17 protein-coding genes are annotated in these 21,531 nt (G+C 34.4%); 3 read left to right on the forward strand and 14 right to left on the reverse strand.

Translation table 11 applies throughout. The features are described 5' to 3' along the window. Positions 1 to 94: 94 nt before the first annotated feature. The 3 genes from CSW08_RS06930 to rnr are packed head-to-tail and all read right to left on the reverse strand — an operon-like array spanning position 95 to position 3,363. Positions 95 to 769 carry a head GIN domain-containing protein gene (locus CSW08_RS06930; protein ID WP_106659180.1) on the reverse strand — a complete coding sequence of 225 codons (675 nt, stop codon included), beginning with the start codon at positions 767 to 769 and terminating at the stop codon, positions 95 to 97. 48 nt (positions 770 to 817) lie between these two features. Further along, positions 818 to 1,126 carry a heavy metal-binding domain-containing protein gene (locus CSW08_RS06935; protein ID WP_106659181.1) on the reverse strand — a complete coding sequence of 103 codons (309 nt, stop codon included), beginning with the start codon at positions 1,124 to 1,126 and terminating at the stop codon, positions 818 to 820. A gap of 41 nt (positions 1,127 to 1,167) precedes the next feature. Further along, the gene (rnr, locus tag CSW08_RS06940) at positions 1,168 to 3,363 is read right to left on the reverse strand and encodes a ribonuclease R (protein ID WP_106659182.1); all 2,196 of its coding nucleotides are present in this window, start codon (positions 3,361 to 3,363) and stop codon (positions 1,168 to 1,170) included. 679 nt (positions 3,364 to 4,042) lie between these two features. Here rnr and rpiB point away from each other — a divergent pair. The 3 genes from rpiB to CSW08_RS06955 are packed head-to-tail and all read left to right on the forward strand — an operon-like array spanning position 4,043 to position 5,826. Next, positions 4,043 to 4,477, forward strand: a complete 435-nt coding sequence (gene rpiB, locus CSW08_RS06945) for a ribose 5-phosphate isomerase B (RefSeq protein ID WP_106659183.1) — start codon at positions 4,043 to 4,045, stop codon at positions 4,475 to 4,477. Next, complete coding sequence (locus CSW08_RS06950; protein ID WP_106659184.1) at positions 4,478 to 5,383, forward strand: cation diffusion facilitator family transporter; 906 nt, start codon at positions 4,478 to 4,480, stop codon at positions 5,381 to 5,383. Continuing rightward, positions 5,383 to 5,826 (forward strand): GNAT family N-acetyltransferase, encoded by a 444-nt coding sequence (locus CSW08_RS06955; RefSeq protein WP_106659185.1) that lies wholly within the window; start codon positions 5,383 to 5,385, stop codon positions 5,824 to 5,826. The genes CSW08_RS06950 and CSW08_RS06955 overlap by 1 nt, the downstream gene beginning before the upstream one ends. Position 5,827: 1 nt before the next feature. Here CSW08_RS06955 and CSW08_RS06960 read toward each other — a convergent pair whose 3' ends face one another. From CSW08_RS06960 to CSW08_RS07010, 11 genes are all read right to left on the reverse strand, one after another. Further along, a complete protein-coding gene (locus CSW08_RS06960) occupies positions 5,828 to 7,438 on the reverse strand; it encodes a T9SS type B sorting domain-containing protein (RefSeq protein WP_106659186.1) in 1,611 nt (536 codons plus the stop codon). A gap of 15 nt (positions 7,439 to 7,453) precedes the next feature. Continuing rightward, the gene (locus tag CSW08_RS06965; RefSeq protein WP_106659187.1) at positions 7,454 to 8,314 is read right to left on the reverse strand and encodes an OmpA family protein; all 861 of its coding nucleotides are present in this window, start codon (positions 8,312 to 8,314) and stop codon (positions 7,454 to 7,456) included. A 48-nt stretch (positions 8,315 to 8,362) separates the two neighbouring features. Next, entirely contained in the window at positions 8,363 to 9,997 is a 1,635-nt protein-coding gene (locus CSW08_RS06970; RefSeq protein ID WP_106659188.1) for a S41 family peptidase, read from the reverse strand. Further along, positions 9,994 to 10,827 (reverse strand): DUF4349 domain-containing protein, encoded by an 834-nt coding sequence (locus tag CSW08_RS06975; protein WP_106659189.1) that lies wholly within the window; start codon positions 10,825 to 10,827, stop codon positions 9,994 to 9,996. The genes CSW08_RS06970 and CSW08_RS06975 overlap by 4 nt, the downstream gene beginning before the upstream one ends. Before the next feature lie 4 nt (positions 10,828 to 10,831). Further along, entirely contained in the window at positions 10,832 to 11,215 is a 384-nt protein-coding gene (rnpA, locus tag CSW08_RS06980; RefSeq protein ID WP_106659190.1) for a ribonuclease P protein component, read from the reverse strand. Positions 11,216 to 11,309: 94 nt separating this feature from the next. Beyond that, positions 11,310 to 13,448, reverse strand: a complete 2,139-nt coding sequence (locus CSW08_RS06985; protein ID WP_106659191.1) for a glycoside hydrolase family 20 zincin-like fold domain-containing protein — start codon at positions 13,446 to 13,448, stop codon at positions 11,310 to 11,312. Between the two features lie 276 nt (positions 13,449 to 13,724). Beyond that, positions 13,725 to 14,627, reverse strand: coding sequence for an NAD-dependent epimerase/dehydratase family protein (locus CSW08_RS06990; protein WP_106659192.1), 903 nt, complete (start codon positions 14,625 to 14,627; stop codon positions 13,725 to 13,727). A 33-nt stretch (positions 14,628 to 14,660) separates the two neighbouring features. Further along, positions 14,661 to 15,569 carry a ThuA domain-containing protein gene (locus CSW08_RS06995; RefSeq protein WP_106659193.1) on the reverse strand — a complete coding sequence of 303 codons (909 nt, stop codon included), beginning with the start codon at positions 15,567 to 15,569 and terminating at the stop codon, positions 14,661 to 14,663. A 128-nt stretch (positions 15,570 to 15,697) separates the two neighbouring features. After that, the gene (locus CSW08_RS07000) at positions 15,698 to 18,334 is read right to left on the reverse strand and encodes a DEAD/DEAH box helicase (protein ID WP_106659194.1); all 2,637 of its coding nucleotides are present in this window, start codon (positions 18,332 to 18,334) and stop codon (positions 15,698 to 15,700) included. A 157-nt stretch (positions 18,335 to 18,491) separates the two neighbouring features. Continuing rightward, positions 18,492 to 19,556, reverse strand: a complete 1,065-nt coding sequence (locus CSW08_RS07005) for a Fic family protein (RefSeq protein WP_106659195.1) — start codon at positions 19,554 to 19,556, stop codon at positions 18,492 to 18,494. Further along, complete coding sequence (locus CSW08_RS07010) at positions 19,557 to 21,188, reverse strand: site-specific DNA-methyltransferase (protein WP_106659196.1); 1,632 nt, start codon at positions 21,186 to 21,188, stop codon at positions 19,557 to 19,559. It abuts the gene before it with no gap. Positions 21,189 to 21,531 lie beyond the last annotated feature (343 nt).

A 21,531-nucleotide genomic window follows, 5' to 3' on the forward strand; every position in this document is an offset into this window, starting at 1 on the left:
TCTTTTCGATTAAAGTATTGTAATTACTAAAAGGATGAAAACAAAAAACCCATGAAAAGTTTCATGGGTTCTAATTATTCTTTTTATGATTAAATCAATCCATCCGTTTTACTCGACCTCCAAATACCCTGCTTTCATTAATGGTTTCGGGTTTTCCATAAACAAAGACATCACCACCTGCCCTAATTTTAATATCTACTACTTTAGATGCATTTACGTAAGCTTCACCAGCAGCATTAATAGAAACGTCTGCATTTTCAGATTTAAGTTCTTCTCCATGAAAAATACCTCCTGTTAACAACGATACATTTTGCTTTTTTGTAACTCCAGTAACTTTTATTATACCTCCAGTAACCGCTTTTACATTAACATAGTTAACATCTACACCAACATCTATACTAGCTCCTTCTTGTGCTTTTAAATCTATTTCAAATTGTTTAAAGGTGTCTTTGGAATGAATTTTAGAGCCTTCATTTGCATCAATAACATCCATTGTTGTGTAGTATAATTTTACTTTGGTAAAGTTACCATCAAAAATTTTAGATATTTCCATTTTTATTTTAAGCGTCCCGTTTTTATTATTTACCAAAACACTTTCTGCATGTCCTCCGGTAATAATAATTTTATTGGCATCAGATTTAATTAATTCTACTTCTATTAAATCGTACACTTTAAGTTCTTTAAAATCTCCAATTTTTTTTTCTATGGGGTTTTGAGCTATAATTACAGAGGTAATTAAAATTAAAAAAATTGTAAATAAGCGTTTCATTTGTGTGTTTTTTTATTAGTTTAAGATATAAACGTAAGTTATCAAAAATTATTCCTTTATTTTAACAATGCTAACAGCGGTACCTGTTACAGAAACCGTCACATAATTACTTGCTGTTAACTCAATATCCACTTTTATGCCCACTATGGCGTTAGCATTCATGTTTTTAGCGTTATTAGCTAATTGTTGAAGTGCTTGCTCTTTTACCTCAGAAACACTTTCACTAATTGCTGTATAATATTTTTGCATGTTAAATGTCATTTTCATCTTTTGAATATTTACCGCATGTCCAGAAACGATGCCTTTATATTCAATTACTCTAAAACCTTCAATCGAATTTGTTGTAGTTAAAATCATAATTAAAATTTTAATTATTAGTATATCAATTTAAAGATATGTTACGACTGCTCATTATTCTTTCCTATCAAAATAAAGTCAAGATGTTTTTTAACCAAATCGGCGTTTTTAACTTTTACAATAACTTCATCACCAAGTTGATACATCATTTTTGTGTTTCTTCCTACCATAGCATATTGTTGTTGGTCAAACGCATAATGGTCATCTTTCATATCGCGCACACTCACCATCCCTTCACATTTATTTTCTATAATTTCTATGTAAATTCCCCAGTCGGTTACTCCCGAAATAACACCAGTAAAAGGTTCATCTTTATGATCTTGCATAAATTTAATCTGCATATACTTGATGGAATCCCGTTCAGCTTTAGTGGCCAGATTCTCCATGCTGCTGGAGTGCTGACATTTTTCTTCATAAACAGCTTCATTGGCCGATTTTCCACCATCTAAATAAAGTTGTAATAAACGGTGAGCCATCACATCTGGATACCGACGAATGGGCGATGTAAAATGACTATAATAATCGAATGCCAAACCATAATGACCTATATTTTGGGTTGTATATTCGGCTTTGCTCATACTTCTAATCGTAAGCGTATCTACCAAATTTTGTTCTTTTTTACCAACCACATCTTGTAATAAATAATTAAGTGATGCTGTGGTGGTTTTTTTATCTTTAAAGTTGAGTTTATAACCAAATTTAGATACAATACTTTGTAGGTTAGCTAGTTTGCTTTCATCTGGTTCATCATGCACTCTATATATAAATGTCTTTTTAACAGACTGTTTTCCAACATATTCCGATACTTTTTTATTAGCTAATAACATAAATTCTTCAATAAGTTTATTAGCATCTTTACTCGATTTAAAAAATACACCAACAGGGTTGGCATGCTCATCCAAATCAAACTTTACTTCTACTTTATCAAATGAAATAGCACCAGCACTCATACGTTTTTTTCGCATAATTTTAGCTAATTCATTCATTTTTAAAATAGCTTCCATAATTTCTGGTGAGGTTTTATATTCTTTACCAGTTAGCGAAACTTCTGGAGGAATGATATTGGATTTAGATTCAATAATACACTGAGCTTCTTCATAAGCAAAACGAGCATCACTGTAAGTAACCGTTCTTCCAAACCATTGGTTCTTTATTTCAGTTTTATCATTTATATGAAACACCGCAGAAAAAGTTAATTTTTCTTCATGTGGTCGTAATGAACAGGCATTATTGGATAAAACTTCCGGTAACATAGGAACCACTCTATCCACCAAATAAATAGACGTACCCCGTTGATAAGCTTCTTCATCTAAAACAGTACCTTCTTGCACATAATGTGATACATCTGCAATATGAATTCCTATTTCATACAAACCATTTTCTAATACTTTATAAGACAAAGCATCATCAAAATCTTTGGCATCTTTAGGGTCTATGGTAAAAGTTAAGTCTTTACGCATATCCCTTCTATTTGTAATGTCTTCTGCTTTTATAGAGGTATCAATCTTATTGGCAAAATCTTCTACTTCATGTGGAAATTCATAAGGCAAACCATATTCAGCCAAAATAGAATGAATTTCAGTATTATGATCACCTGGTTTACCTAACACTTGAATTACTTTTCCATAAGGAGAATCAGCATTCTCTGGCCAATCTTCTAATTTTACCAATACTTTATCGCCATCTTCAGCTTTAAAGGTTTTATTGATAGGAATAAAAATATCTTTATACATTTTATTGCTATCTGCTATCACAAAAGCATAATTACTATGAAGCTGAATCACGCCTACATACTCACTTTTTTCTCGTTTTAGCACTTTAGTGATTTCACCTTCCATACGTCCTTGTTTACGACGTTTATAAACATAGAATTCTACTTCATCACCATGCAATGCTTTATTGATGTTATTGGATGCTATAAATACATCTTCATCAAAATCCTCAGATATAATATATCCTGTTCCCTTACCAGATAAATCTAAAGTACCTATATGATATTCTGCAGTAAAAATAGCTTTGTATTTTCCACGTTCTACTTCTTCAATCTCTTTTTTTCCGTGTAAGTCGTGAAGTTTTTTTATAATTTGATTTCTGCTACTAGCATCATTTACATCAAGTTTAGCAGCAATTTGTTTATAATTGTATGATTGATTTCTGTCTTTTTTTAAAATACTTAATATAGTATTTGTGAGGTTAGGAATCCCTTTATTGGATTTTCCTTTTTTCTTTCTTGTCATTTACTTTTTTTAATCTATATATAATCCCTAAGATACTGGAAATTATGTTACAAAATAGCTGTATTTAAGGAGAAGATTTGCTATTTATTTTTCACAAAGTTACATTTTAATTTTTAAACAACATTTTTTTTATGTTATGAAAAGTTAAAATCAACTTATCCACATTATATACTATAACAATAAAAACTTTTTTAAAATTTAAAAATTAAATGGTGATTATTATAGTGTGTTAATATGTAGTATAACTTTTTTTAGTTTCATTTTGATTACAATTAATTTACATTCTATTGATAGTTAATTAACATAGTAAATTCTTTTAAAAGGTTCATTTTTAAGGATTTTTAATTTTATATGAACAGTTGTTAACAACTGTTTTTTATACTTTTTTACTAATAACTTTTTTTTAAAATCTGTTTATATAGTCCTTTTTGTAAGCTTATAAAATGTCTAAAAAAAGTGAGTTAAATTTTAGGAAATGATACAGCGGTTTTTGATTGGAAAAATAATTGAATAAACAATATTATAGTTTTATAAAACTATTAACACTTATTAACAAGTAATGAGTATGTAATCCACAGTTGTTACCATTCTAGTTTGGTAAAACAATCATTTTAAATGAAATAAAAATGTATTATCCTTATTTCGTACCTTTGTACCATTAAATTTTAATATAATAGAGATGACAATTTCAATAGGAAATGATCACGCAGGAACGGATTATAAATTCGCTATAAAAGACTATTTAGAAGCTAAAGGATATACCGTTATTAACCATGGAACTGATGCCAGTAACAGTGTAGATTATGCCGATTTTGTGCATCCTGTAGCAGAGGATGTTGAAAATAATAAGTCAACTTACGGCATTTTAATATGTGGAAGTGCGAATGGCGTTGCCATAACAGCTAATAAACATCAAAAAATACGTGCAGGCTTGGCTTGGAATAAGGAAGTTGTTCAACTGGTTCGTGGTCATAATAATGCGAACGTATTATGTATACCAGCTCGTTTTACGGCCATTCACCAAGCAGTGGAAATGGTTGAAACGTTTTTAAATACTGAATTTGAAGGTGGACGTCACCAAACACGGATAGACAAAATACCTTTATCTTGCTAAATGGGTCACTTACATACGCATACTCATAAAAGTAAAAAGGACAAAAACCTTTTAATTTCTATTTTATTAAATATAGTCATCACAGTTGCGCAAATTATAGGTGGTGTTTTATCAGGTAGTTTGGCTTTATTGAGTGATGCGCTTCATAATTTTAGTGATGTTTTATCACTTATAGTCAGTTATATTGCTTCCAAATTAGCTAAGAAAAAAGCATCGACAGATAAAACATTTGGATACAAACGCGCTGAAATTTTAGCTGCTTTTGTTAATGCGTGTACATTGGTTATAGTGGCGGTATTATTAATAATTGAAGCTATAAAACGTTTTAAAAATCCTGAGGAAATTGAATCTGGATTGGTTATTTGGTTATCATTCATAGCCATTATAGCCAACGGCGCAAGCGTCTTGCTTTTAAGAGCAGATTCCAAAAATAATATCAATATTAAATCGGCTTATGTGCATTTGTTAACAGATATGTTGGCAAGTGTCGCTGTTTTAATTGGTGGTTTATTAATGAAATTTTATGAAGTCTATTGGGTAGATAGTGTGCTTACTTTTTTAATTGCCATCTATTTAATTTGGGTTGGGTTTAGTTTACTTAAAACATCCACACGAATATTAATGCTATTTACTCCAGAACACATAAATATGGAGAAGGTTGTTGCCGCTGTTAACAATATTCCAAAAGTTAATAAACTACATCATGTTCATATTTGGGGATTGAATGATGATGAGTTTCATTTGGAAGCGCATTTAGATTTTACGGAAGATATAACGGTTTCAGAATTCGATGTTATTTTAGATAAAATAGAAGTATTGTTGCGTGATGATTTTAAAATAAACCACATTACCATTCAGCCAGAGTTTAATAAGCAAGATGAAAAAGAAATAATTATTCAAGATTAATGCTGCATATTATCATTAGACCTTTTAATGAATTATCTACTCATGAATTGTATGCTATTTTACAATTACGAAGCGCCGTTTTTGTAGTAGAGCAAGATTGTGTTTACCAAGATTTAGATGGAAAAGACCAAATAGCCATGCATGTTTTAGGTATTAAAAATAACAACATTATTGCTTACACACGCGTTTTTAAACCAGGTGATTATTTGGAATATGCTAGTGTAGGGAGGGTTGTGGTTGCCAAAACCGAAAGGAATAATAAATATGGCTATGATATTATGAATGCATCTATTAGTGCTATTGAAAAAGAATTTAAAGAAACGACTATAAAAATTTCGGCGCAAGCGTATTTAAAAGGCTTTTACAACACCATTGGTTTTAAACAAATAGGCGAGGAGTACTTAGAAGATAATATTCCGCACATTTCCATGATAAAGGATTAATTTATCGCTTTAAGGTAAAATGGCCTTTTATTATGTGTCCCGTATGCAAGGTAATCGCATACCAATAATCATCACTTTCTAGTAACCTACCACTAAAAGTACCATTCCAACCTTCAGAGTTAGGTGCTAACGATTTTAACAGTTTTCCGTATCTGTTGTAAATGTTAATAATACTTATAACATTAGCGTTATCATAAACTTGCCAATAATCGTGGGTACCGTCATTATTAGGTGTAAAGAACTTAGGGATATAATAATCTCCATCACTTATAGTCACCTTAAAACTAGATTCATTGCTGTAACATTCTATATCATTAAAAATATAAATAGTTTGTGAGGTTGTAATAACATCACCTGCATTTAAAGCGGTTCCATTACCCCCTGGCTCCGTGAAGTAATTACCATTACTAATTACGGGAAGTATATAGCGGATTCCAACAAAATCATTTAAAGTATCAACAGGAAGTGTATCATTACCAAAAGCATCACATTCCGTTTGGTTTGTAACAAAATTTGAAGCGGCATCAATATTGGTCCAATTTGTTGTGCTGTAAGCTATATTATCAACAAAAATACAAGATAAAAAAGGGTTATTGGCGCTTCTGTAACTTACTATTTTAGTGTTATTACCATTTTTAATGTTTAAATAGCATAGGTTATTATAATCTATATCTAAACTAATTAGGTTGCTATTTTTACTAACATCTAAAAAAGCTATATTGTTTATACTTACTGAAATGTCCATTAAAAGTAAATTTTTGCTAACATCTAGTTGTGTTAAAAGATTTTTGGCAGCCCACAAACGTTCTAATTTCGTATTTCTACTTAAATCTATTGATGAAATTTGATTATCACCAAATGTTAACTGAACCAAGTTCAAATTTTTAGTGACATCTAAACTTGTAAGTTGGTTTCTTGTACACCAAAAATAAACTAAATTAATGTTTTTAGAAATGTCTAAAGACGTTATTAAATTATCACCACAAGCCATCTCCGTTAATTCAATATTATTAGAAGTATCTATACTTGTTAAGGAATTGTTGTTTACATTAAAAAATTTTAACATCAAATTTTTTGATATATCTAAGTTACTTAATTGGTTGTTTTCACAGTATAGCACCCTTAATTCTCCATTATTTGTTACGTCCAAGACATTTAACGGGTTATTATTTGTAATTAGTGAAATTAACTTATTGTTTTTGGAAACATCCAACCCCGTTAGCTGATTGCTGTCAACCCATAAAATATTTAGATTAGTATTTAGCGACGTATTTAAACTTGTTAATTGGTTGTTCCTGCAAAACAACTGGGTTAGGTTTGTGTTTTGAGTTAAATTTAAATTGGTTAAATTATTTTCATCACAGTTAAGAACAGTTAAAGCTGTAAAATCTTCAATACCGGTTAAATCCGAAATATTTTTATCACGAAGGTTTAAGGAAAGAATGCCCCTAATATTTGCAGTTGGAACAAAATCATCTAAAGGAGCAGTATCTAAACCTAATTCTATTAAAGCCCGTTCAAAATTGTCATCTGGCACAAAGGTGTTCTGAGATACGCCAATACAGTAAGTTAGTGGTATTAATATGAGGGATAAAATAGTTTTTATATTCAAGAATCAAACCTTAATTTATTTTACATTTAACGATTCATCCACATGGGTTATTAGTATTTCTACGCGTCTATCCAATTCTGGGTCGCCACCTAGTGGAAATTTTCTGCGCATACCTACATAGCGCATTCTTTTTTTTTCGATACCTTTTTTTACAAAAAAATCATATACAAACTTAGCCCTGGCTTCAGAGAGGTTTTGTTTTTTTGTTTTTCTATCAACCGCATCCCTACTGTATTGCGTACAGCACACATGCCCTTGAATAGTAAAATAAACGTCGTTTCTTTCTTCTAAAGATTTTGCAATATTTTCTAAAACTTTTTTAGATTCTGGCATTAAAATAGTATAGCCCGTTTTAAACAAAAGGTTTTCAAAAATAATTTTATCGCCCACTTTTATATCGCCTTTAATGAGCTCTGCGGCATCTTTCTTTTTCTCTTCAACAATTGGGGTTTCTTCTTTAACTATGGATGCTTTTTCTTTAACTATGATTTCAACTTTTCTGTTAAGCCCCCTAATCTTTACAACATCTTTTTCTTCAACGATCCTCAATAAAATTTGACCTTTTCCGTCCACGTTTGAAATCAAAGATTCGCTTATTTCATTATCGGCAAAAACAGCCTTAATGGCATCGGCGCGTTGTTGGGAAAGTTTTAAATTATAAGCAGGAGCTCCAACATCGTCACAAAACCCATAAATGGAAATAGATTCTATATCAAGGTCCGATAGTTTTGATATAAAAAGGAGCAGACGACTTTCTTCTGTTGTGGGAATATCATATTTATCCGTCTCAAAATAAACCTCTTGTTTTAATTCCTTTTGGGAAAAAACAATCAAGCAGTTAAGAAACATTACTATAAAATAAATATGCCTATTCATTTATTTGGGAGTGGTATATCTTTATAAAGATAGTACTTTTTATAAAATTTATCTTAAATAGTTTAAGTAAGCCGTTGAATTACCTAGAATTTCAGTGGCCTTTTTTATCTCTGGGTCGTGTATTTTGTAGTACTCATACAAGCCTTCCCTATACACATATCGTTTAACGATATCCTCAGTTAACAACCCTATCAAATAGTCTTTATTTTCGTCTATGGTTTTATTCTTTGATAGTTTTAAATTTGAAATTAAGGTGTTGTAATCATCATTAATCTCATCATTTAAACCTTCTTTTGTCGCTTCATCAAATGCTTTTAAAAGGGCTTTTTCGGTATTACTTTCAAACGAAAAATTATTCGTTTTTAAAAAGTTTTTGAAGTTTGAAAAATCTGCCGCTGTCAACTTAAAGGCATTAATATCGCCTATGTTGTGACTATAATAATAATCGGTAGCAAAATCAAAAATCATATCATCATTCACAAGAGCCTTTGTAATGGTCGAATTTTTCACAATATTTAAATGCTCATCCGGCAAAACACCACCACCATCAAACACTTTTCTTCCGTTTTTGGTTTTAAACTCATTGTAATTTTCTTGTTTCACACGAACGGCATCGCCTTTTTCGTCTCTATGCCAATAATCTAAGGCCTGAATACACCTTCCAGAAGGTGTATAATATCTAGAAATGGTAATTTTAACCTGTGTGCCATAGGTTAATTCTTTTGGGCGTTGCACCAAGCCTTTTCCAAAACTTCTGGAACCAACAATAACGGCCCTATCTAAATCTTGCAAAGAACCGGCAACTATTTCACTTGCCGATGCGCTACCACCATCAATAAGAACCACTAAGGGCATATCTGTATCAACAGGATCTTTTTGTGTATAATACGTTTTGTTATATTTTTCGACTTTGGATTTTGTGGTTACCACCAATTGGCCCTTTGGAACAAATAAATTAACAATATCAATGGCTTCATTAAGTAAACCGCCTGGGTTTCCCCTTAAGTCCAAAATAACGCGTTCTGCGCCCTGTGCTTTTAAATCCCTAAGCGCATAACTGGTTTCTGAGGTTGCTTTTTGGTTAAACTGACTTAAAACAATATAACCTGTTTTGCCATTAACCATAGAAAAATGTGGGACTGCTTTCAGTTCCACTTCAGCTCTTTTTATAGTGGTTGTTAAGGTTTTGCCTTGGCGTACATACGTCACTTCTACCGATGAATCTGGAGCACCTTTAAGCAAATCGCCTGATTCTTCTTTATAATCTGCCACCAGTGCATTCCCAACTTTAATAATTTCATCGCCGGCTTTTAAGCCCGCTTTGTCTGCGGGATAATCTTTGTAAGGCTCAACAATGACCAATTTATCTTTTAGGGTTTTTACTTTGGCGCCAATACCAGTGTAATCGCCCGTATTATTGATTCTAGCTGCTTCTACATCTTGCTCGTTCATAAAGTTGGTGTACGGATCTAAATCTGCCAACATGCTTTTAATTGCTTTATCCATTAAATCTGCGGGGTTGGTTTCATCAACATAATTCATGTTGAGCTCCTTAAACAAGGTGGTGAAAATCTCCAGTTGTTTTGCTATTTCAAAAAAATCGTTTTTAAAAGACGTTGTTGATAAAAAGACAACAACGGCCAAAACAGGGATTAAAAATCTTTTCTTTAATAATGTTTTCATTTTTTACTTTTTTTATTTATCCATCTTTTCAACACAAAAAAGACAATGATTATTATGATAATAAAGGGCCAAATATATAATATGCCCAAGAAGAAAACCGACAAGCCATCAAAGCCAGAACCAATGGCATTCCACATTTTTTTGCCATACGAAGTGGTAATACCGGTTTCGGCGGTTTGCTTGTAAAACTCAATATTTATGGTACTTAAGGACACTTGGTTATCAAGATATTTTAAACGGCCTTGTTTGGCTTCAATTTCCTCCCGTATGTTGGAAAGCTCACGTTCAATTTCTAGCATATCTTTTACGTTATTGGCTTTTGCCAACAACTCTAAATAGCGTTTTTCCAAGGTTTGTTTGGCTTTAAGGCGCGCCTCCAAATCGATAAATTCTTCGGTAACGTCTCGAGCCGAAATGCTTTTTGTATCAAAATATGCCACATGTTTAATAATGGAATCAATGGTGTTTTGAAACGTGTTGGTAGGTATCCTAATCGTTAAATGCCTAGTAATGGTGTTATAGGATTTGTTAGCATTATCACTTTGTATGATGCCTTTATTTTGAAGGACTATTTGTTTTATTTCCGAATAGGTTTTATCCAAATCTTGGGTTTCAAAATGCAAATAAGACTCTTTGATTATTTTTTGTTCGACATCTTCTGAAACCATATCAACAGCACCAGAATCATTATTTATAACAGACTGTTTTAAACTTGAACCACTTGGTTCAACCACGATTTCTTCTCTATCGGCATAACCGGTATCATCAGAGTTGCTTTCAGAACACATTAATGGAAGCATTAATACAAAAAATGAGAAAATTAATTTCATGGTACTAAGATTGCGGTTTAGAAATGGTGCCTATAAATTTTTCAAACAATTGGTTCATTTTGGTTTCCACTTGTCCGTACGTTGGTTTGTCTTTACCAATGTACAAAATCATTAACGCATAAGATGTTGTAATGTTGTTAAAATAATCAGGCTTATTTAATCGATAAGATTCTCTTAGTAAGCGTTTTATTCTATTTCGGTCTACCGCTTTTTTAAAATGTCGCTTGCTAACGGAAACCCCAGCTTTAACCAAAACAGCGTCATCAAAAGACGCATTCATATAAACCAAACGCAGAGGATATGCCGAAACCGAACGACCTTCGGTAAACAACACTTCTATTAATTTTTTGCTTTTAAGCTTATCTTTTTTGTTAAACGTGAATTTCAAGACCTCTATTTTAAGTAGCCAAAGGTACTAAAATATAAAACCTGATGAATAGTTGTTCAATCTGTAATGGCATGGCACTCCTAAACGGTGCGTATTATTGTTTGGCAATATCAATATCTTTTAGAACATCGCTGCGCAATAATGCCCAATGGAATCTTAAACTATCGTTCTCTTGCCAAGTCTTCCCGTTATTTTCACTGTAATGTACCAATGGCATATCATTGTATATGGGGCGTGTTATTTCAATAATTTTATCCCAATGACCCAAAGCATTTTCTAAATGCGTCATAGCTAATTGTTTGTTTTTTGAATCACTGTTTTGGCGATATGTTTCCAAGGCTAAGCCTCCCTTTATTTTTTCCGCCATATAAAGCCCCATATAGGCCCAGGTTTTAATATCGGCCACTTCATACATTAAATCAGTGTTGTCTTCAGTAATATTTTCAACCAAACGAAGCGCTTCTTTAGAATCTCGTTCAAGGTCGTTGGCAAGCATTATGGGTGTCGTAAATTCTTTAGGCCATGGTTGTTGAGATGTATTTTTAACATAATTGGCAATGGAAACAAAGGTGGTGTCTAGTGGCGGTTGATTGATAAAACGATTGATATCAATAAACTCAACATTTTCAGTTTCAGGATTTCTATAGGTAAACCCTTCCGCATACATGGTAAAATCCCAAGTAGAATCAAAAAAGGAGACCAAACGAAGCGGTGTTTTTCCTGCTAAATTAGAAGCTTTAAAAAGTTTTTCTGCATGCGTTTCTCCATAACGTTGCTTAAACTCGTTGATAAAAACGGTGTTTGGCGTGTCAGAATTATAAAGCAATCGTCCCCAAAGTTTGTAGAACAACCATTGGCGTTCAAAAGCATATTTCGCACTTATTTTGTAATCGGGGTTTGTAAAATAGTCTTTAGCGGGAATATAGGTTTCAGATCCTATAAAATAACCGCCAACATAATCAGGGGTATTCGCTTTAATGTGCGCACGCGCAAATTCTTCCACGCCCCAGCGTAAGCAGAAAAAATCCTCGTTTCTAACGGTCCAAACAATTTTAAAATCCTGTGGAATGGGGTCGAAATACTTACCATACAATTTACCGCCATGAACCTTAATCAGCTTTGTGGTAGAGTGGGGATGTGACCAATTAAATTTCATGCTCGCCCAAACTGGTTTTTCAATCTTTTCCATCGCGGCTTCTTTTTCAATGCCGTCGCGGGTTATTTGTTCCATTTCCATGGAGGTCGCCCCTAACGATTCGGTATTGCCCGAGAACGGAATGCGATGAATCAATTTTGAAGTCCGATTTGCCTGTTGCATGCCCGCAATAATGGTTTCTTGCATCCACTGTTCGCGTTCAAAAGGCGTCATGCCTCCCATGCCTTCGCCTAGGGTTAAGCCCATACCCGACAAATCTGGATATTCATTTAATAATTGGGTGACACTTTCGCGTGTATAGGTTTTTATGATTTGTGACGTATCTGCGTCCACATAATGGTGGTGTTCTAGGTTATTTAAAGCTACGCCATGTTTTTCGGCAAAAGATGGCGGCACAAAAATATTAAAGGGCATCACGTAGGTATCAATACCACGTTCCTTTGCCATTTTAAAAATCGAGGAGAAAAGATGTTTCCATTCTTTCATTTCTTCATCGGTCCATTCCGATGCTTCTGGGAAATTTTTCGGCTTAATCATAAACGTGTATGGATGTAAGTTCCAAACAGTAAGCACATTAAAACGGTTATAGCTCATCATATCTAGAAACGCTTCCCAATATTCCAAATCGCGACACATCTCATCATGTTGGCTCAATGCATAACTGTGGCGATAGCTGTCCCAAGGAAGGTCAAACTTAATGGCACGAAACAGTAATTGCGGACTTTCAGACCGATTTTCAACAGTATTCAATTTAATACCGTTTTTTAGGTCTTCAACAATGCTATTTGCGCCGTATATCAATCCGGTTTCGTTACCACCCGTAAGAACGATGTTCTTCCCTTGGTTATTTATGGTATAAGCTTCCTTACCTAAGGTTGTATCTAACCTAAATTCAACAGTAACGGCAGCATTGTTTTCGGCAATGCTATACCCGTTTTTCAGCAAACTTTCTGAAAGTTTTTTGGTAGCGTACTGTTGTTGTAATGAAGTACTATCAAAGGATAGGTGTACCGATTGTGTGTCTGCACAGCTTATGGTTAAAAGCAGCAATACGACGTAAAAAAGGATTTTTTTCATGTTTGTTGGTAAATTAGAAAGCACATTGATGATGCTCGTATAGTAACTAAAGATACTAAAATATAATATCAAGTGGGTTTTAATAAAAATTTGTCAATTTGAGTGTATTTTACACATTTTTCATGTGTGAAATTTGTATCGAGAATCAAATTTTTTAATTTTAGAATGGTTCTCGATACAATTCGCTAGGGCGAATCGAACTGACATATCATAGCGATAAAAGTTTTAACCTGCACAACGTGTTAAAATAGTAATTTCAAAGGGTTTTTATGACGATTAATACCCTTTCACGTAGTTTCGCCAGTTATGTTGTTCTTTGAAGCCCAAAACCTCACGTATTTTACGATTTGAAAACAAGGCTTCATGTTCCTCCAATTCACGAGTGATTGGCACACCGGGGAAAAACTGTTCAGCTAATTGTTTGCTCGGGATAATGGCGCCGTTATGATCGTTTCCAGCGTTGAAAATCTGAAAACCAAGCCCATCTTTTTGCAAACATAAATCCACAATTTGTCCCAAGTCGCGGCCATCAATATAACAGAACGCATTCCTGCGGCGCACTTCCGGATGTTTGAAAAAATGCGGAAACAGCTCTGTGTATTCGTGAGGCTCAATCACGTTTCCTATACGAAGGGCATAGATATCAAAACCCGAGCGACGCTTAAAGCTGCGTGCCGTCTTTTCGTTCACCACCTTCGATAAGCCGTAGCTATCCATGGGATCAACATCATAATCTTCCTCCAAAGGGAGTACATGAGGGTTGGTTATACCATCCGAAAAACAGACACCATAAGTAGTCTCAGACGACGCAATAATAATTTTCTTTATGCCAAGCTTAACCGCCGCTTCAATCACGTTGTAAGTGCCAATGGTGTTCACTCGAAACGTTTCATTATCAGGTTTTATCAAGATTCTAGGTACGGCAGCAAAATGCACCACGGCATCAAATTCTGGTACGCCATTACCCGGTTCCAACTCATCTAGGCCCGCATACGAACTCATGGCATTAAACATCTGTCCGGAATCTGTAATATCAGCGATCAAGTTATCCACCCCGGGGTAATCCAAAGGCGTTAGGTCTACATTCATCACTCGGTGTCCTTGCTCTAGAAGATAGGCGATGGCGTGCTTGCCTGCTTTTCCAGATCCGCCCGTAAAAAATATGCGTTTTTTGGTCATGTATGTTTTTATTTTTTAAATGCTAATTTTCAATTAATCAACCGCCACTAATTTAATGTCTGTCTCAGTTGGGAAATTTTCAGGCACTTTATAGGTTGTTTTGCCTGTAGCTAACCATTCAGTAGCCCTAATCAATGTGGTTTGAAACCCTACACATCTATAACTAACGGGGTAGGTTTCTCCTCGCCAAAGATGCCCCATGCTGGAATTATAAACTCGTCCTTTTCCATACGCTACCACCCATTCCACAGGCCAGTTAATGTTTGTTTCCATTTCTGTAGCATACGATAACACCTTCAGGTTTTTGGCAGGCCCTCGGGCATATTTATAAAGTTCCATATCAGGGGTTTTCCATGTTTTTGGAAAACCCTCATTAATGGGGTGGTTGTTAAGAATCTGTATTATTTCATCGTTCCGAGGGCCGTGATACGTCCCTTTGCCTTCGCCTACTGGGATTTCTTTTATCTTGCCATTATCAGCTACTTGAAGCGCCACGCCTTCCGCCGGAGACCGCCAACCCAAGCCAATCATATCATTATAGGCGTCCCAGTGCGGAAACGCATTATTGGCAGAATGGAGCACATACAATCCGCCGCTCGATGCTACATAATTTTCAAGACGTTCCTCAACCCTTTTTGGCCATTTGGTGTTTTTCATATCAATGTTGTTGGTGTTTTGAATAACAACCGCATAGTTTTCAAAGGCGGGATTCCAAGTGTCCCAAGTAGCATCTTCAGGTTGTGAGGGGGCTGTTGAAACACTGACATTAAATAAACCAGTTTTTTCTAGAATGGATGTAACCATCAACGTGGTTTGTTTCCAATCGTGGTTACTAAAGCCATCAATGATGAGTACCTCTATTTTGTCTGGATTTGACTGTGCAAAAGCAACCAGATTAATAAATGCAAAACAAGTTATTACAGCATTTTTAATATTCTTCATGGATTATTTATTTTAAAGACAAACGAAAGATAGTGAAATTTAAAAAAAGTGTTTAAGGATGAAAGGGGTTTTGGGTGTGTTTGGTTAACGTTTTAGAGCGTGGTAATGTGTTTAACTGTCATGCACTGTTACATTTTACTTATCAACTCTTTTGCTTTGTCCAATGTGTATGCTCCTTTAATTTCTTTTTTGTCAAATACCATAAAATAAGCAAAGTCTTGTCCTGCTTGTCTTTCCCATTCGTTTCCAAGTCGGCATTTTGCTTCGCTGTCTGAACCGTCTAAATGGTCGCCCTTAGTTTCTATCAAAATGGTCTTTTCTGATTTGGTTTGTAAAATAAAGTCAGGGTAATGATTGGCTTTAAATCCGTTGATGTAAAAACCTTTGCCACGTTCTAAGTTTCTATGCCAAAACGCAATGTTTGAAGAAGTTCCAATTTCCATAGCAACGCGTTCTTCAAATCCGTTCATCGAACCTTCTCTTTCATAAAGTGAATTTCCAATGGATGAACCAATATTTCCTGGCACAATTTCGTTACCTAATTTCCAATTTGCTTTGGTGTTGATTTTTTTAGATTTCAGTAAGTCCATAAAACGAACTTCGGCATAAGAGTCTGCCAATTGGCGAATTTTACCTTTAATTTTATCAGTATAACTCCACTTTCTCACCAAAATATCCCGAAGTTGTTCGGTATTCATACTGTTCAAAATACGCCCCATGTAAACCTTGATTTCTTGGTCAGGAATTGGGTACATATTTCCAACAATTTGCATCATTTGATGTGTGATGTCTGATATTTGATTTTCTTTTGGTTTTGCTAAAATGTATTCTGCAATGGGGTCTTTTACCATACTGTCTTCAATCTTGGTAAAAGATGGTCGGTACTCGTTCTTTTTCGATTCTTCTAAGTCGATTTTATACAAGTCAGATGAAATTTGGTCAAAGTCAATTTTGATATCTTCGTCTGAAAGTTTAAAATCTTTAAGCAATGATTCACGATTTAGCAATTCTTCATCTGTTCCAAAAATATCACTTGCTGTTACTTTGATGAAGAACTGCGGAAACTCAATCTTGTCAATAAAATCCTTATTGGATTCCTTGACTTTATAGCGTTTTACTTTTGTACCCATTTCTTGAAATATATTTTCGTCAACAGGCTGTTTTTCCTGTTCTTTTATTTGCTCTTCCAATTGTCGGTTTTGTTCTTCCGCAATCGTTTCAATTTCTATTATTACAGATGATGATTCAGTTTCTTCTTCGTCTGAATTTGGGTTAAACGTTACTCTGTCTTTGTCTATGGTTTCTTCTTTCTGTTCGGTTTGTTGCTCTGGGAACAAGAAAGATTCTACTGGGTCAGTCATAACCGTTTTCTTTTCTTCTTCGGTCATTTTATCGACTTTGCGATAATCTTTTTCACTAAAACCTGATTCTTGAAGTCCTTTCACAATACTTTGTAATGTTTCATTGAACTTTGCTGAAGCTGTTAAAACATAAGAAAGGTTTAATTGAAATGCTTTGTGTTTTTGTACATAAGGCTGGCGTAATACCCGACCTAAAATTTGTTCTACATCTACCGCACTTGATTTGTCGGCTAACGAGGCTAAAATGTATGCAAACGGGCAATCCCAACCTTCTTTCAAGGCGTTGATTGTAATAATGTAACGGACTTCACATTCCTTGCTCATCAAATCAATGCTTTTCAATTCGTCAATATTGGCAGTTTTAATTTTAATATGACTTTCGGGAATACCTAATTCTAACAATTGTTCTTTCAGTTTTTCAAAAGTGGTATTGTCGTCTTTGGTTTTAGGTTGTGCTTGAAACAATATAATTGGGCGAATGTATTTACCGCCTTCCGTTTCTTGTTTTTTAGCAAGATTTTCTAATTTTCTTTGCAAGTGCAAAGCGTTGTTTATGACTTCTGTTTTGTCGTGATTGTTGTACACGATTACAGGAAGTTTTACCATATGCTCTTTTTTCAATTCAATGGCAGGAACAAGACTTACAATATTGCTATTGTCTTTTGGTGTGGCTGTTAAATCAAGAATGAATGATGGATTTAAGTTTTTTAGCATATCTACGCTCAAATCACTTTCTGCGTTGTGGCTTTCGTCCACAACCAAAACAGGATTAAGAAAACGTAAAACATTGATTAATGCAGTATCGTCAATACCACTTAAAATATGTTCGTTGTTTTTGTACTGCGAAACAAAGGCTTCCAATTGTCCGTTTTCCTGAAATACTTTTCTGTCTTCTTTGTTGTTGGCTCTTAAACTGGAAAAACTCATTACAAAAATGCTCAACTGGTCTTTTACAACTGTTGGGTTGAAGTTTGAACCTTGTAACAAATCTGCCTTTTGATAAATCTCTACTCGATTGTTAAAAAGCGAATTGAGTTTTTGGCGATATTGATGCTCAGGGTTTGAAAGCGTGTTTACCGTCTGTTGCAATAAATTACTCCAAGGGACTAACCAAATAACTGCTTTTGGTTTTATGGAATCGTAAGCCGAAAAAATGGTATGCAAAGCATTAACAGCAATAAAGGTTTTACCGCCTGCCGTTGGCACTTTCACGCAAACGTGGGCTGCATTTGGAATGTTGTTTTTGTAACCTTCCATTCCTGTACCATCCAAAGGATTGTACGGACCAATTTTGTCTTCCCAATATTGGTTAAAAGCTTTAGCCAAGCTTTTATACTCTTGAACATAGCCCAAGTATTCTTCCAAATTGTCAATTACTTTTCTCTGATAACTTTTTAATTCCATATTCTAATATTTTAACGTGCACAACATTTGGCTAAACTTTAAGCATATACTGATATCGTGCACAACATTCTACACATATTTGTAGATGTTCTTGAAACGCGCACAAGAAACCGTGATTTGTTGTGCATATGAATCTCTTGATTTAAACTGCTTATTATCATCTGTTTTTAAGTATTTGAAGCAACTCAACATTGATGTAATAATTGAATTTGCCAATTTTCACTTTGGTAAGCAATCCTGCTTCCGCAAGGGTGTTCAAGTAGCTTGAAGCGGTGTTTCTATGAATTTTTAATTCACGTTCCAAAAAACTGTTCTTGGTGTAAGGATGCTTAAAAAGGATATTGATTAAATCGTGGCTGTAAAAACTAAAGTTGCTGCGGATTTCCTTTTTGTATTCGTCCATTAGCAATTTTATTTTGTTTACCACTACAATGGTTTCTTTAGCGGTAAGTTCAACGCCTTTCAACATCCAAACAATCCATTCTTCCCAACTGCCTTTGGTGCGAACTTCTTGCAATAAGCGGTAATAATCACTTTTGTTTTTAATAATGTAACTACTTAAATACAAAACAGGAATGTCTAGCAAACCTTGTTGAACCAAATACAAAATATTTAACAAACGCCCTGTTCTTCCATTACCATCTAAAAAAGGATGAATACTCTCAAATTGAAAGTGGATGATGGGCATTTTTATCAAAGCATCTATATCGTGAAATTCTGGTGCGTTGATGTAACGCTCCAAATTATCGAGCAAGCTTTGGATTTCATCATAATGTTGTGGTGGTGTGTAAACAACCTCTTGCGTTTTGGGATTTTTTAAAACCGTTCCCGGTATTTTCCGAATAGGGTGATTAGGTGAAATTAATTCTTGAATACGTTTTATGTCATTGACTGTTAGCAAGCCTTTATTTCTAACAATCTCCAATCCTAATTTTATAGCCTTCGAATAATTGAGCGCCTCTTTTGCCGTAACCGAAGCTACCGTTTCATCAATGCTGGCTTGGTACATTTCATCATCTGTAGTTACAATGTTCTCAATTTCGTTACTATCTTTTGCCTCTTGTAAGGTAAGCGTATCGAGCAAAATCTGAGAATTTGGAATTTTAGAAACCTCTCCTTTAAGTTGTCCTAATGCTCGTGAAGCCCTATTAAGTTGCTTTAATATGGTTACAGACTCAGAATCTATTTTAGGTGGTAGTGTTTCTATTTTAATTTCCATAATCTAAAATCTTGTAATGTCTCTTGGTATCTTTTTGAAAATGATGTTCTTCTTTGCCATAAATTCCTTTGGCAACAAGCAATTATCAGCATAGATTACATATTGCTCGCCTTTGGTTTTTATGAGTTCCAAAGAGTCATAATCTAAGGTTGTTAGTCGGTCTTTCTCGTAAATGAAGTAGTATGCCGATTCGTCCTTTTTGCCTAAAAAGTAATTCTCACCATTAGGTTCGGTAAATGAAGTACGAGTTTCTGAAAACCAAATGTATTCCCTTATTTTCTCCAAGCCAACGTGCTCGTTTAGATTTTGGTTTTCATCAAATAGAGCTAAACCGAGTTCGTAAAAATCAAAACTACCACCGGTACCTTCCACCCATTTTTTGTTTTTTTCTCCCCCTTCGGGGGTTGGGGGGCTTCCATAACCTTTAGCTACTCTTTTTACTCGCTCTGCTGTAACGTCATTGGCGTAATCTTCCATTTCTATTACAATAAATTTCCGATTACCACCATCTTGTTTGTTCAAATTTAACACTGCGTGAGCGGTGGTGGCTGAACCTGCGAAAGAGTCGAGGATGATTGAGTTTTTGTTGGAGGAAATTTTTAAAATCTTCTCAACAAATTTTGTAGGTTTCGGAGTTTTAAAAATGTCTGATGTTTTTAGCTCATTAAAAATTTTTATCAATTCATATTTAGCGTTTCTATTATGCCCACTATCTTCTAAATCCCACCAAATATTTGATGGAACAATTCCACTTTGGTCTTTTAAATATGTTTTTTTGATAATTTTCGATTGGTCAGAAGAGAAAATAACTTCTTTGCTTTCTATCATTTCTTCCATCCTCTCCTTACTCCATCTCCAACCATTTTTTGGAGGTTTTATAAGAGTTCCATTTGGAGAAACTAAAATATACGTTAAGTTAGGTCGTGGATTGGGAGACGATAAATTCCCCATAAACCAAGGCCCATTTGGATCGTTGTCAGGATTTTTATAATGAGCATTGTTATCCTCTGTTCGTTCGAGCTTATATGGTTGCCATCCAAAATCTTTGGAATAAATCAATGTGTGATTATAATCAATTGAAAATTGTTTAGCGTCATTATTTGAGGAGTCAGCAGAACGCCAAATAAGATTAGTTACAAAATTTCTCGCTCCAAAAATCTCATCACAAATCAATTTCAAATTAGCTTGTTCATTATCGTCAATCGAAATAAAAATAGCGCCATCGTCTGCCAATAATTTATGTAAGAGTTTCAGTCGTGGATACATCATACACAACCATTTGTCGTGGCGGGTGAGGTCTTCACCATCTTTGCCTACCACTTCGCCCAACCATTTTTTAATTTTTGGGTGGTTTACGTTGTCGTTATACACCCAACTTTCGTTGCCAGTGTTGTATGGTGGGTCTATGTAGATGCACTTTATTTTTCCTTCGTATTCGGGCAGTAAACTTTTTAAGGCTTCAAGATTGTCTCCATGTATAATTTTGTTTCCGCTGTTTATCGGTTCGGTGTGTTCTCGCCCTAAGCCTGCCGAAGGGTCTGCTGTAAATCCGTATTTATGTTCCAAAACTCTGTATGGCACATCTTGGTGGTGGCTTACTACTTTCTCTTTTCCTATCCAATTGAGTGTTGGCATATTATTATTATCCGTGTAAATTAAAAATTCAAAAAATACAATTACCCAAAGATATAATTATCTGTGGGTGCGTTTGCATTTTACCTGCCGTTTTTTAGCGTGAGGCAGAACTATACAATATAAAATTGTTTTCATGTTTTTTATCAGAAGTTATTGAAACAATTTCGAAGTTCTATATCTTTTCTCACAAAGTCAACAATTGACTAGTCCTAAAAAATCGATACAGGTTATTAGAAAAAAATAGATTAATTAAACAGCATCAAAAACGTTTTTGATGCTGTATTTAGTTTTATAGGTTTTCATTTTAAGTTTGTTTTGCTGGTGCATTAGATTTGGAGTCAGC

It is taken from the genome of Confluentibacter flavum, from assembly GCF_002843175.1.
Classification (GTDB): Bacteria; Bacteroidota; Bacteroidia; order Flavobacteriales; family Flavobacteriaceae; genus Confluentibacter; species Confluentibacter flavum.